The organism is Streptomyces sp. NPDC001393 (assembly GCF_053597455.1).
Genome location: NZ_JBSFIH010000056.1, coordinates 43,078 through 55,212, shown reverse-complemented (window position 1 = coordinate 55,212; position 12,135 = coordinate 43,078). Strand labels below are relative to the sequence as shown.

12 protein-coding genes and 3 pseudogenes are annotated in these 12,135 nt (G+C 68.6%); 10 read left to right on the top strand and 5 right to left on the bottom strand.

Translation table 11 applies throughout. The features are described from left to right. Positions 1-323 precede the first annotated feature (323 nt). A complete protein-coding gene (locus tag ACWC2T_RS37660) occupies positions 324-740 on the top strand; it encodes a MarR family winged helix-turn-helix transcriptional regulator (RefSeq protein WP_450674832.1) in 417 nt (138 codons plus the stop codon). A 381-nt stretch (positions 741-1,121) separates the two neighbouring features. Here the strand turns inward: ACWC2T_RS37660 and ACWC2T_RS37655 are convergent, their stop codons facing one another. Then, positions 1,122-1,256 (bottom strand): hypothetical protein, encoded by a 135-nt coding sequence (locus ACWC2T_RS37655; RefSeq protein ID WP_450674831.1) that lies wholly within the window; start codon positions 1,254-1,256, stop codon positions 1,122-1,124. 298 nt (positions 1,257-1,554) lie between these two features. Here ACWC2T_RS37655 and ACWC2T_RS37650 point away from each other — a divergent pair, with 298 nt between their 5' ends. The 3 genes from ACWC2T_RS37650 (at position 1,555) to ACWC2T_RS37640 (ending at position 4,746) form a co-directional block, all read left to right on the top strand. Then, a complete protein-coding gene (locus ACWC2T_RS37650; protein WP_450674830.1) occupies positions 1,555-3,315 on the top strand; it encodes an MOSC domain-containing protein in 1,761 nt (586 codons plus the stop codon). A 16-nt stretch (positions 3,316-3,331) separates the two neighbouring features. Further along, positions 3,332-3,817, top strand: a complete 486-nt coding sequence (locus tag ACWC2T_RS37645) for an ester cyclase (protein ID WP_450674829.1) — start codon at positions 3,332-3,334, stop codon at positions 3,815-3,817. 308 nt (positions 3,818-4,125) lie between these two features. Then, positions 4,126-4,746, top strand: a complete 621-nt coding sequence (locus tag ACWC2T_RS37640) for a TetR/AcrR family transcriptional regulator (protein WP_450674828.1) — start codon at positions 4,126-4,128, stop codon at positions 4,744-4,746. A gap of 64 nt (positions 4,747-4,810) precedes the next feature. Here the strand turns inward: ACWC2T_RS37640 and ACWC2T_RS37635 are convergent, their stop codons facing one another. Further along, the gene (locus ACWC2T_RS37635; RefSeq protein WP_450674827.1) at positions 4,811-6,094 is read right to left on the bottom strand and encodes a YbfB/YjiJ family MFS transporter; all 1,284 of its coding nucleotides are present in this window, start codon (positions 6,092-6,094) and stop codon (positions 4,811-4,813) included. Positions 6,095-6,188: 94 nt separating this feature from the next. Continuing rightward, entirely contained in the window at positions 6,189-6,491 is a 303-nt protein-coding gene (locus ACWC2T_RS37630) for a muconolactone Delta-isomerase family protein (protein WP_450674826.1), read from the bottom strand. A gap of 165 nt (positions 6,492-6,656) precedes the next feature. On the opposite strand from ACWC2T_RS37630, the pseudogene ACWC2T_RS37625 reads away from it, so the two are divergent. The 3 genes and pseudogenes from ACWC2T_RS37625 to ACWC2T_RS37615 all read left to right on the top strand — a co-directional run bounded on the left by ACWC2T_RS37625 (position 6,657) and on the right by ACWC2T_RS37615 (position 8,989). Then, a pseudogene (locus tag ACWC2T_RS37625) lies at positions 6,657-7,582 on the top strand (LysR family transcriptional regulator). Between the two features lie 289 nt (positions 7,583-7,871). Then, positions 7,872-8,585, top strand: coding sequence for an SDR family NAD(P)-dependent oxidoreductase (locus ACWC2T_RS37620; protein ID WP_450674825.1), 714 nt, complete (start codon positions 7,872-7,874; stop codon positions 8,583-8,585). A gap of 32 nt (positions 8,586-8,617) precedes the next feature. Further along, the gene (locus tag ACWC2T_RS37615) at positions 8,618-8,989 is read left to right on the top strand and encodes a nuclear transport factor 2 family protein (protein ID WP_450674824.1); all 372 of its coding nucleotides are present in this window, start codon (positions 8,618-8,620) and stop codon (positions 8,987-8,989) included. A gap of 522 nt (positions 8,990-9,511) precedes the next feature. Here ACWC2T_RS37615 and ACWC2T_RS37610 read toward each other — a convergent pair. Then, positions 9,512-9,733, bottom strand: coding sequence for a hypothetical protein (locus ACWC2T_RS37610; RefSeq protein WP_450674823.1), 222 nt, complete (start codon positions 9,731-9,733; stop codon positions 9,512-9,514). Positions 9,734-10,224: 491 nt separating this feature from the next. Between ACWC2T_RS37610 and ACWC2T_RS37605 the strand changes: the two are divergent. Continuing rightward, a pseudogene (locus ACWC2T_RS37605) lies at positions 10,225-10,497 on the top strand (SDR family oxidoreductase); the annotation flags it as partial. A gap of 134 nt (positions 10,498-10,631) precedes the next feature. Continuing rightward, complete coding sequence (locus ACWC2T_RS37600) at positions 10,632-11,024, top strand: hypothetical protein (protein ID WP_450674835.1); 393 nt, start codon at positions 10,632-10,634, stop codon at positions 11,022-11,024. Positions 11,025-11,051: 27 nt separating this feature from the next. Here the strand turns inward: ACWC2T_RS37600 and ACWC2T_RS37595 are convergent. Beyond that, positions 11,052-11,209 (bottom strand): annotated as a pseudogene (locus ACWC2T_RS37595) (IS5/IS1182 family transposase); the annotation flags it as partial. Between the two features lie 108 nt (positions 11,210-11,317). On the opposite strand from ACWC2T_RS37595, the gene ACWC2T_RS37590 reads away from it, so the two are divergent. Beyond that, positions 11,318-12,132, top strand: a protein-coding gene (locus ACWC2T_RS37590) for an IS5 family transposase (RefSeq protein WP_450674834.1) whose coding sequence is annotated in 2 segments (ribosomal slippage) — positions 11,318-11,660 and positions 11,660-12,132 — 816 coding nt in all. Because the reading frame shifts where the segments join, the coding sequence is not laid out codon by codon here. The last annotated feature ends 3 nt before the right edge of the window (positions 12,133-12,135 follow it).

Below are 12,135 nucleotides of genomic sequence, written 5' to 3'. Positions count from 1 at the left end.
CGGGTACTTCCTCGGGGCAGGCATCGTCAGAGCTCCTCTCATGAGCCCTATCTGACCTGCTGTCACCTCGCCCCGCATGTCGGGGGAACCTCAGGAGTGCGGAGACGGATGGCCGGGCGCGCCACGACGGCCTCACATCAGGACATCGGCCGGGTGACCGCCTGCTGCCTGCCGTCGTCGCACAGTCGGAGTGCGGGCGGGTGACGCCGTCCTGATCCGAGGGCTTCGTGTCCGTCCGGCCCGGGATCGACGTCGTAGTGGAATCTGGTTGTGATGCTGCCGCCACAGGCTTGCGGCCGGAGAACCGACCCGTGGGAAGGAATATGGTCGACTACGATTTGTCGGACACCACGCGGTGGCAGTTTCCAGGGGTCCTGCGGACCTTGAGTCTCGTGCACGGTGAGTTGCGGGTTCGGCACGGACTGTCGCTCCATGACTACCTCATTCTCGGCGCGCTCGCCGAGGCCGCGAGCGGATCTGTGCCCGTTGCCAAGCTGGCGGCGTTCCTCCAGGAATCCGGGGACCGGATGTCCTACCTCCTCAGGGGTCTGCAGGCTGCCGGACTGATTGATCGCCATCGTCGTGCCGGAGACCGCAGGACGGTCGAGGCGACCCTGACCGACGCAGGACGCTCCAGGTTCGCCGCCGCCGAGACGACCGCGCAGGCGCTGATGCGCCAGCACCTCGGTCCGGGACTGGACACCCAGGAGCCGTCCGGCCGATCGTGTGACGTCACTTGATCTGCTCGTTTTCCACGCCATCGGCTGTGGTCGGCGGACGGCACCTGGGCGCGGCTTCTGCGGCAAATCCAGCCCCTGGCCTACAGCGGGCGAGATCGACTGCGACGTCCTTGATCAGCGTTTCCCATTCCGGGCCCCGGGATCAGCAGGACGTCGCATGGCTCCCGTACATCATCGACCCGCACATCGGCGCCGAGGCGGGTCCCGGCGGAGGTGATCACGTCCGTACCCCTCGGACGCGATCCGCACCTGACACTGACCGCCGAACTCGTTGGCCGCAGCGAACACCTCGATGGGACCGGCCACATCGAAGAGCCGCACCCCGGGTGAAGACGAATACCGTCACGGTGGTCGGGCCCCGTCCGGGGCGTTTGTGGTTCATCAGGTGGCTCCGGGACGTGCGCGGCGCGGACGCCAGTACTCCGTCGAGCGCTGGTCGGTGAATGCTCCGAAGCGGTCGGCGAGCCGGTCGTAGCAGGGGTCGGGCCGCGAACCGTCGGATTTGCCTGGGCTCATCGTGCGCCTTCGAGTCGTACCGAGACTACGACCTGTTTACTCCCTGCTGGGAGGCAAAGGTCTTCCAGCCCGCCACCTGGACGGGCGTCAGGCGCGATCGAGCGTTCGCAGGGCGAGCCGCATGCATCGACACGGAGTGACAGGTCCGCCTTCTGACGGCCAGCCGTCGGAAGGCACGCATACGATGGGGCTGATGTGCGGCTGAGCGCGGGGGCTGATGTGCGGCTGAGCGCGCTTCTCTGCGAGGCACAGCGTCATGAGGGGGGTGTCCCGGCTACCATCGCGCAGGAGGTCCACCATGGCGACGCTGTTGTCCGTCAACGTAGGACTGCCCAAGGATGTGCCCTGGCAGGGAAGGACCGTGCACACCGGAGCGTGGAAGGCCCCTGTCCAGGGCTGCCGCATGGTCCGGCGGCTGAACGTCGACGGAGACGGTCAAGGAGATCTGGCCGGGCACGGCGGCGAAATGCGAGCCGTCCTCGTCTACCAGCTGCAGTCCTACCAGTACTGGCAAAAACAGCTCGGACGCGACGACCTGACCTTCGGGATCTTCGGGGAGAACTTCACGGTCGACGGCCTGCCCGACGACGAAGTATGCATTGGTGACCGGTACCGCATCGGCGAAGCGGAATTCGAAGTCTCCCAGCCCCGCGTCACCTGCTACCGGGTCGGCATGCGCCTGGGCGAACCGACCATGGCCTCCTTGCTGGTCGCCCACCACCGACCCGGCTTTTACCTGCGCGTCCTCACCGAGGGGCGCGTCGAAGTCGGCGATGAGATCAGCCTCATCCGCAAAGGTCCCGAACAACTCAGCGTTGCCGAGATCGACGCGCTGCTCTACCTCCCCGGTCGCGACCCCGCGAAGCTGCGTAAAGCACTGAACATCCCCGCTCTCAGCCCCGGATGGCAGCAGTCCTTCCGCGAACTCGCCGCCGCCCAGCAGCCTAAACAGGAACCGGGATGGCCGGGCGAACGCGCCAGCTGCCAGCAGCCCAGACAAGAGCCGCAATGGCCGGGGTTCAAGACCATGCGCATCGCCCGCATCGTTCCTGAGACCCCCACCGTCTCGTCGATCTACCTCGCCGCCACTGATGGCACACCCTTGCCCGAAGCCCGTCCGGGCCAGTACCTCTCCATCCGCCTCGCCGTCGGCGATGCCGCCCCCGCAGTGCGCAGCTACTCACTCTCCTCCGCACGCACAGCCGACACCTACCGCATCAGCGTCAAGCATGAGCCCCACGGGACGGTCAGCAGCTACATCCATGCCACGCTCCGCCCCGGGGACCTCGTGGACATCGCCAGCCCCCGCGGAACATTCGTACTCCAAGAAAGCACCCGCCCGATCCTCCTGATCTCCGCAGGGATCGGTGCCACCCCCGTGCTCGCCATGCTCCACCGACTCGCCGCCACAACAGACGCACGCCCTGTCTGGTGGATCCACACGGCCCACGACCGCGCCCACCACCCTTTCGCGGAGGAGAGCCACGCCCTTCTGGCGCAACTCCCCAACGCCCACGAGCACATCTACTACACCTCCGAGACCCCGCATCCCGGCGAGCACTACATCACCCAGGGCCGTCCGACCGCACGATCACTCACGGCCATGGGCATCCCCACCGACGCCGACGCCTACCTGTGCGGACCACCCGCCTTCATGGACGACATCGGTGGCTTCCTGCGCGATCATGGTCTGCGCCCCGAGCGGATCCATACGGAACAGTTCAGCGCCCTCCCGGCCATCAATCCCGGCGTCACCCCCACCGCCGTGGTGCGGCCGCACCAACCATCCGGTCCACCGGGCACCGGCCCCCTCATCACCTTCGCCCGCAGCGGCATCACGACCCCGTGGTCACCCGCCCACGCGTCCCTCCTCGATCTTGCCGAAGCCTGCGACATCCCCACCCGCTGGTCCTGCCGCACCGGCGTGTGCCATACCTGCATCACCCACCTCGTCGCAGGCGACATCACCTACACCACCCCACCCCTCGAACTCCCCGAGCCCGGGACCGTCCTGGTCTGCTGCAGCAAGCCGACCACCGAGGTCGTCCTCGATCTGTGATCGGCCGACAAAGCGGGTGAGGAGCCGGCTGACCAGCCACGTAGCCGTGGTGGATCGCACGCCCGGCCCGGCCGGGGTCCTCGCCTCGGGTGCGTGGATGCGCTCCGCCTTCAGTGATCTGCGTTTCCCGGTCCTCGGCATCGCACGCAATGACGACCAGGTGTGGGTGCGGCTGCGCATGCGGGGCCGCCACACGGGGCCCTTCGTCCGCTACCGCGACGGCGCACTCGATCAAGCCATACCCCCCACCGGGCATGACATCGATTTCGAGCAGATCCATGTACTCGGCCTCCGTGACGGCAAGGTGGTGAGCCATGAGGCGGTACGCGACGACATCACCATGCTGGGCCAGCTCGGTGTCTTTCCGCCGGCGCCGCCCACGGCACTCCGCATGATCGCCTGGCGCATGACCGGGCGAGCCGCACGCGCCGCCACCCGTGTCACGGCCGAGGCCGCCGAGGTGGCCGCGCTGCTGCGCGGCAAACCGGCAGAAAGCCGCTGAGTCGACCGCGCCACGTCGGCTGAGAGGTCTGCGGTGCGGCACTCGCCCCAGGACCGTGGCCGCCGGAGGACGTGATCGACCTCCGCGCGCGAGACGGCGTATCGGCGTAACGGTTCCTCGTGCGGAACCGACCAGTGCCCAGTTCGACAGGCGGGAGGAGGGTGATTGTGGGGACGAACCGAGACCGTTGTGCTTCTGTTCGCGCGCTGACCGGGCCGAGAGCCTCTCCCTGCATCGGCGTCCTGCGGCCGCCCGAGGTTCGCTCGCTGAAGGTAGCCGACCGGTCGGTTATTTCGTACGCTGATGTCATGGGACGTACCTCTGACGCCAGGCGGAAGATCCTGGACGCAGCCCGCTCGCTGATCGAGGAGCGCGGGTACTCGGCGCTCGGCGTGGCCGAGATCTGCAAGGTCGCCGGGGTGCCGAAGGGGAGTTTCTACTACTTCTTCGAGTCCAAGGAGGCCCTCGCACTCGCGGTCGTCGACGAACACTGGGCGGCCCAGAAGCGCGACTGGACACAAGCCCTGACCGGTGACGCGGAGCCGCTGTGGCGGTTGCGGCGGCTGTTCGAGGAGACGGAGGCCGGCCAGCGTGCCGTCCAGCTGGGCTGCGGCACCGTGGCGGGCTGTCTGTTCGGGAATCTCACTCTGGAGCTGAGCAACCAGACCGAGGCGGTCCGCGAGCGGCTGCAGGAGATCTTCGACGCACAGGTCGACATGGTGGAGTCCGTCATCGCCGAGGCCCGTGAGCGCGGCGAGGTCGGCGTGGCCGACACCCGTGAGGCGGCGCGCGCCGTCGTGGCCCAGCTGGAAGGCCAGGTGATGTTCGCCAAGCTGTACAACAACACGGACCGGCTCGGCCCCCTGTGGTCCAACTGCCTGGCCCTCATCGGCGGACGGCCGACGCAGGAGGCCGTGGCCGGCGTCTGAGGCCCGATCTTCGCCTGCGCGACTGCTCCCGGCGGCTGCGGCGGCCCGGGAGGGCCCGGTCTCCTCAGGCCTCGTCCTCGTCCGGCACGGGGCAGGCGTACACCGGTGCGGACTGCCCCACCTGCCCGGCAGACCGTGCCGCAGGGCTCTGGTCCACGACCGGCATCGCGTGGGGGAAGCCGACGCGGAGCACGGCGGCGGCGACCGCGCCGGCCAGGACCACCGTCGAGGCCAGGATCAGAGCCTGGTGGTAGCCGTGGTGGAGCAAGGGGGTGACGGCCAGCGGGCCGAGGATCTGGCCGACCGAGTAGCCGGCGGTCAGCAGCGCGACCGACCGCGGGAACCGCAGATGAGCGCCCGCGGCAAGGGTGAGGGTGCTGATGCCGATGAACGTCGCGCCGAACAGGATCGCGGAGACCAGCGCGGCCGGCACCCCGCCGACGACGGCGGGCAGGGCGATGCCGACGGCCTGGATGACCAGCGCGGTGAGCAGCAGGCCGGGGCGGGACCAGCGATGTCCGAACCATGCCCACAGCGCCGAGGACGGCACGGCGGCCAGTCCGGCCAGCACCCAGGCGCCACTGCCGACCCAGCCCGGGGAGCCTTGTCCGATCGCGGCGACGAGGAAGGTGCCGGCGACGATGTACCCGATGCCCTCCAGCGTGTAGCTGACGAACAGAGCGCTGAACCAGCGGTGTACCCGTGTCCTGGGATGCGAGCCCGCCCCGCCGCCGGAGGGTGCGGGCGATTCCTCCGGACGCAAGGTCCAGCAGGCGACGGTCATGAGCGCGCAGAGCACGGCCGAGGCCCACCAGGCGGCGCGCCAGTCGCCGAACGCGCGCAGGAAGAGGACGACCAGACCGGACAGGGCGATCCCGGCGCCGACGCCTCCGAAGGCCCAGCCGGTCAGGTGGGCGGGGTGCTGCCTGAGGTGGCCGAGGAGGGAGTTGACCGCGATGACGAAGATCAGGGCGCTGGTGATCCCGGCGAGCAGCCGGAGCGCAAGCCACGCGCCGGTGCTGTGGACGGTGGGCATCCCCGCCAGAGTGGCGGTCAGTACCACCAGGGAGACGCGAAGGAGCAGACGGGAGCGGACCAGTGCCGGGACGAGGATGCCCGCCAGCGCGCCGATCAGGTAGCCGACATAGTTGGCGGTGGCCAGGTTCGCACCGGCACTCGCGGACAGCCCTGCCTGCGCGTGCATCAGCGGCAGGATCGGGGTGTAGACGAAGCGGCCGACGCCCATGCCTGCCGCCAGTGCCGCGGCGGCCTGGGCCGCGTGGCCGCGCGGCGAGTGCAGCGTGCGGTGCGGACGAACGGACGACAGGCCCAGGTCCGGCGAACTCATGTGGATATCCCTCTGATGCGGTGCAGATCTTGGTTGATGAAGGCCTCGGTGCCGCAGCCATGGGTGACGGCGATGGCCCCGGCACAGGCGCCGGTCACTGCGCCGCGCCGACCGTGCCCGGGTCGTTGGGGTGGGGCACCAGTGCGGTGACGGTGAAGGTCATCCAGGACCGGAGCGGCAGTGTGCCGAGTATCTTCTCGTGCAGCTCGGCTTCGTCGGCGGCCCGCCAGATGCCGATGCTGCGCGGCTCGCCGACCGGACGCCACAGCCGGTACAGATGGCCGGAAGCGGCCAGTTCCGCCGCGCGGACGGCCTCGGCGGCTCGGCGGTGCCCGACCTCGTCCGCACCGACGTCCTCGGGGACGGTGGTGGTGATCTGCACCAGGAACTCTGGCATCTCCTCGCTCCTCTCGGATCCACGCCGGAGTCACTGGATCCGCGTCGTAGGGCCGTTCGGTGCCCCGTCCTCGCCTTCGTGCCTCCATCCTGGCCCTGCCACCAGGGACGTTGCCACGACCGGCTCCCTCCTTGCTGATAGGTGACACCTCCCAGCGCGCGTAGCATGACGGGCGTGGAGCTGCGCCAACTGAGGTATTTCATCGCGGTGGCCGAGGAGCTGAACTTCGGCCGGGCCGCCGCGCGGCTTCTGATCGCGGGTCCTTCCCTCTCCCAGCAGATCAAGGCCCTCGAACGCGACCTCGGGGTGCGCCTCTTCGAGCGCGATCGCCGCTCGGTGTCCCTCACTCCGGCCGGTGCGGAACTGCTCCCGCACACCCGCGCTCTGCTGGAACGGGCGGATGACCTCCAGCGCCGCGCCGGCCGGCTGTCCGGCTCCGAACCGGTCCGGCTCGGCTACGTCAACTGGCTGCCCGGAGATCTGACCGTTCGTACCTCCGCGGTGGCTCAGATCCACATCGACGCCTGGGTCGCCCCCTCCCACACCCAGGCAGCCCGGGTGGCCGACGGCAGCCTCGATCTCGCGGTGTGCTGGGTACGGGCCGAGGGCGTGGAACGGCACCGCCTGAACGCCCGGATCCTCGGCGCCGATCGGCTCTATGCCGTCGCCAAGGGAGACGACACGAGCCCCGTGCGGACCCGGGACACCGCGGTTCTCCTCGACGACGACATCACGTCCTGGTCGTCCTGGAACATCTACGCCGAAGAACTCGCCCGTGACACCGGAGCCCGAGCCGTGCCCATATCGGACGGCGGCATCACCGGCCCGGCCTTCTTCGACCACGTCCGCCGCAGCGACCGTCCGATCATCAACTCGCCCAAGGGTCAGACCTGCGCGCTCCCGGCCGACCTGGTGCGACACGCCCCGTCGTCGCCCCCGAGGTCTACTGGACCTGGTCCCTCGTCCGGCGCGAGGACGAGGCACGCGCGGCGGTCATCGCTGCCATGGACGCCCTGTGTGACGGCGTCGTAGACCTCGGCATACACGCCGCCGACGCCTGGCTGCCCGCTGGCGACCCGTACCGACAGTAGAGACCGAGTCCCCGCCGACGGAAGCCGCCGTTCCCGTGCACCGACGCAATCCGTCGGTCCCGACGCGATCCGTCGGGTGCCGACGCACTCCGTGGTTCTCTACCTGCGACGTCCTCACCTGCACTGAGAGCCACGGCCTCCCAGACGGGAGGAATCGAGTCCCAGCGGAGGGGCCGCCAACCGTTGCCTCGCCGGCGCACGGCTGCCTATCGTCGTATAGTCGACCGGTCGGCTAGTAATTCTTCCATCGGTCCGGAACAGTCCTCCCACCTCGAAAGTGAAGATCACCGTGAGCATTGCGCAGCAGAAGGTCGCCGTCATCACCGGCGCGTCACAGGGCATCGGCGCCGGACTGGTGGACGGCTACCGCGCACTCGGGTACGCGGTCGTCGCCACCTCCCGCACCATCGCACCCTCGGACGACGCGGAGGTCGTCACCGTCCAGGGGGACGTCGCGGATCACTCCACCGCCGGCCGTGTCATCTCCGCCGCGGTGGAGCGGTTCGGCCGGGTCGACACCCTGGTGAACAACGCGGGCGTCTTCGTCGCCAAGCCCTTCACCGACTACACCCTCGACGACTATGCGGCCGTGATCGGCGTGAACCTGAACGGTTTCTTCCGTATCACTCAACTGGCGGTCGAGCAGATGCTCGCCCAGGGCGGCGGTCACATCGTCAACATCACCACCAGCCTGGTGGACAGCGCTGACTCCAGGGTGCCCTCGGTGCTTGCCTCTCTGACCAAGGGTGGCCTGCAGTCCGCGACCAAGTCCCTCGCCATCGAGTACGCCCGTCGTGGCATCCGCACCAACGCGGTGTCGCCGGGCACCATCAAGACCCCCATGCACCCCGAGGAGACCCACGAGTTCCTCGCCGCCCTGCACCCGGTCGGCCGGATGGGTGAAGTGAGCGACATCGTCGACGCCGTGCTCTACCTGGAGAAGGCGCCCTTCGTCACCGGCGAGATCCTCCACGTCGACGGAGGCATGAGCACCGGACACTGACCGTACACCGAGTCTTGGACCAAGGAGTGGACATGACCGCCACGACCGACGACGCGGAGATCCTTAGCGGAGTGCTCGACCAGTGGAAGGCCGCGGTCGACGCGCACCAGCCCGACCGCGTCGCCGCCCTCTTCACCGAGGACGCCGTCTTCCAGGGGCTGCACCCCTACAGCGTCGGACGCCAGGGCGTCGCCGACTACTACGACTCCCAGCCCCTCGGCATGAAGGCGGCATACCGGATCCTCGAGACCAGGCGGCACGCCGACGACCTCGTCCTCGGCTACCTCGCCGTCGAGTTCTCGTTCACGGACCGGCCCCCGCTGGACGTGAAACTCTCCGTCCTCGTTGTCCGCACAGGGGACGGCTGGTCCATCGGCCACTATCAGGTATCCCGCCTGGATTAGCCTGTTCGGCCAGATCAACCGACCTCGTTTCTGGCGGATGTTGACGCCCGCTCAACGGGCGCTTCGCACCAGGTTGCGCCGCACCGTGCCCCCTGAGCGGGGTGACCGGTGTGGCGTACCTGCGCTGTCTGCGACGCCTTCTCCCACTGCGGAAGCGTGCCAGCGGCTCCTTCTCCGCGGCCCGAGTCTCACAGGTGTTGCGGTGGCCACATGCGCGCTGGGCATGGAAGCGGCGGCTCACACGGCAGTGTGCCTCGACAACGTCCGTCGGTTCGCCGCGAGCACACCGCGGCCGCAACCATTCAGCGGCATTTGCTGGCTCCGTGTCAGGCTCCACGAACGGGCATTCAAACCGCCCATCTGCTCATGCCGGGCACTCAGGGAGCAGGAGGCTGCTTCGATGCCCAGCGCGTCCGCGAAACGGCTCGTCACCTCCGCCAGGTGCTCGAAGGCGTACCCGAAGTCGGCCGGTGCGGGAGCGCTGCTGTGCCCGAAGTCGGGGTACTCGGGTGCCATCAGACGTCAGCGGTCGGCATGGCGCGCCGGCAGCGGCTCGTACATCCCCCACGAGGGTGGGAAATCGTGGAGCAGGAGCAGGAGCAGGAGCAGGAGCAGGAGCAGGAGCAGGAGCAGGAGCAGGAGCAGGAGCAGGGCGGGTGCGTTCTCGCGTCGGACACTGACCGTCGCCCACACGCCGATCGCCGGATCGCGGCCGAGCATGCCGTCTGGCACGTGCGGGGCCAAGCGCTGGATGTTCTTGCCAGCGAAAGCGTTCTGGTCCTCCAGTGGCCCGCCGCGCGGCACGGCCGAGCCAGGTGTCCCGGAAGGGAGCGTCGCCGCCACTTCTGACCGATAGGCATCGTCACCGGTCTCGATGGTGATCCGGCCGACCACGTCGGGACGGAGGTCGGATGTCCTCGGGAACGGCGGTGTGGCGCTCATTCCGTCGTGAACGGGTTCTCGGTGATCGGCAGCCTCCTGCCCGGTTCCCCGGGAGCCGGGTCGACGTCGAGGTCTGTGAGATCAAGACGCGCGTTGTCCTCGGGAAACGTCTCGCAGTCCGCTGGCACCACTGTCCCGCTCGACGGCCGGACTTGCGCCCGGGGAAGTCTCCGGCCGAGGGGCGGCCAGTGATTTTGCCCGATGATCGGCCGCCCCAGCGCCCCGACGGTGGAAATCATGCGCCACCCGCCGCAGTCCGTAATGCGAAAGATCATCGAGAGCGAGGACCAGGCATGGCTTCCGCGAAGAAGATCGCCATCGTCACCGGCGCTTCCCAGGGCATCGGAGCAGCCGCGGTCGCCGCGTACCGCAAGCTCGGCTACGGCGTTGTCGCCACCGCTCGCTCCATCCGTCCCTCCGAGGATCCCGAGATGCTCACCGTGCCCGGCGACCTCGCTCGGCCCGGCACCGGCGCCCAGGTCGTGGATCAGGCACTGGCCCGGTTCGGCCGCGTCGACACGCTGGTCAACAATGCCGGGATCTTCATCGGCAAGCCGTTCACCGACTGCTCGGAGAGAACCCAGACGCCGGAATGGGCGAGATCGCCTCCACTGCCGGCGTCGTCCGTCGCACGGTCTATGACCATTTCCCCTCGCGCCTCGACCTGGTCCGGACACTCACGGAACGGGCCGTCGCCGAGATGACAGCCGTGCTCACCGAAGTCAACGCCTCCGACGCGGAAGCGGACGCGGCGTGGGTCGAATTCATCGCCCGCCTCTGGCCGGTGGCGCACCGGTACCGAGTGCTGCTGGCGCTGCGCCGAGGCGAGTACGGCGAGGCGATCCACGCCCTGCTCGGGCCAGTCGATGAACTCCTCGCCGACCTCGTGAAACGGGGCCAGGACACCGAGGTGTTCGCACAGCACCTGCCGTCGGGCATTCTGAGCCAGGTCGCCCACGGCGTCGTGTTCGCCATCGCGGACAGCGACCTGTCGAACGGGACCCTCGGCGCCCGAGCAGCGACGATCACGAGCCTGCTGATGCTGGGAGTTCCCGAGACGCGCGCCATCGCTCTCGTAGGCGACCAGCCCTGACCCGCAGTACTCGAACGGAGCCGCGGAGCCAGTCCGGTTCTGGTACCGCAGCGCGCTGACGATCTCCCGCATCTCGTAACGCCCCTGATGGCCGGAAACCGATGGATGTCGTGCCTTCCACGCCGCGATCAGCGGCTTGATCACGGCTCGGTCAGGTCGGTCTTGTACGGCTTGCGCTCACCCACCGCCCAAGCGCACCACGGCCAAGCCCGCTGACGAGCCGAAACCCGCCAAGCCCACACGAACTGCCTAACACCGTGTCCTAACATGGTCAGTTGGTCGTTGGTTGGGCCATGAGGAGTGGGCGGTGGGGATGGATCGTGCCGGACGGCCTCTGGGAGATCGCCAGGCCTTTGCTGCCGCCGGCGCGGGTGCGACCGCAGGGTGGAGGGGTGGCCAACATTGATGACGAGGCGGTCTTCGCGGCGATCATCTACGCTTTGGTCAGCGGGTGTGCCTGGCGGGCCCTGCCGCCGTGCTTCGGAGCATCGAAGTCCACGGTGCACCGCCGGTTCCTGATCTGGTCGCGCGCCGGTGTCTGGGGACGGCTGCACCAGAAAGTGCTCGTACTACTCGCCGACCGGGGCCTGGTCGACCTATCCCGGGCGGTGCTCGACTCCGCTCACGTCCGCGCCAAAAAGGGGGCGAACTTACAGGTCCGTCGCCCGTGGACCGGGGCAAGCCGGGTTCCAAGATGCACATCCTGTCGGACGCGAACGGATTGCCCCTACGCGTCGGCCTCTCTGCGGCGAACACTCACGACAGCCTCGGACTGAAGCCGATGGTCGCCCATTTCCACGTAGGACACGAATCCCACAGTGACCATTCCAATCCCCAGCGGCTACACGCCGACAAAGCGTACGACCTTCCTGACCTGCGGCGATGGCTGCACAGCCAGCACATCGGCGTCCGCATCGCCCGCAGGGGAATCGACTCAAGCGAACGACTGGGACGCCGCCGGTGGGTCATTGAGCGCATGATCTCCTGGCTGACCGGCTACCGCCGCTTGTCACCGCGCTACGAGCGACATTCCCGCAACTACCTGGCCTTCCTCGGCCTCGCCGCGGCCCTCTGCTGCTACAAACGGCTCAACAAACTGACCATGTAGGAC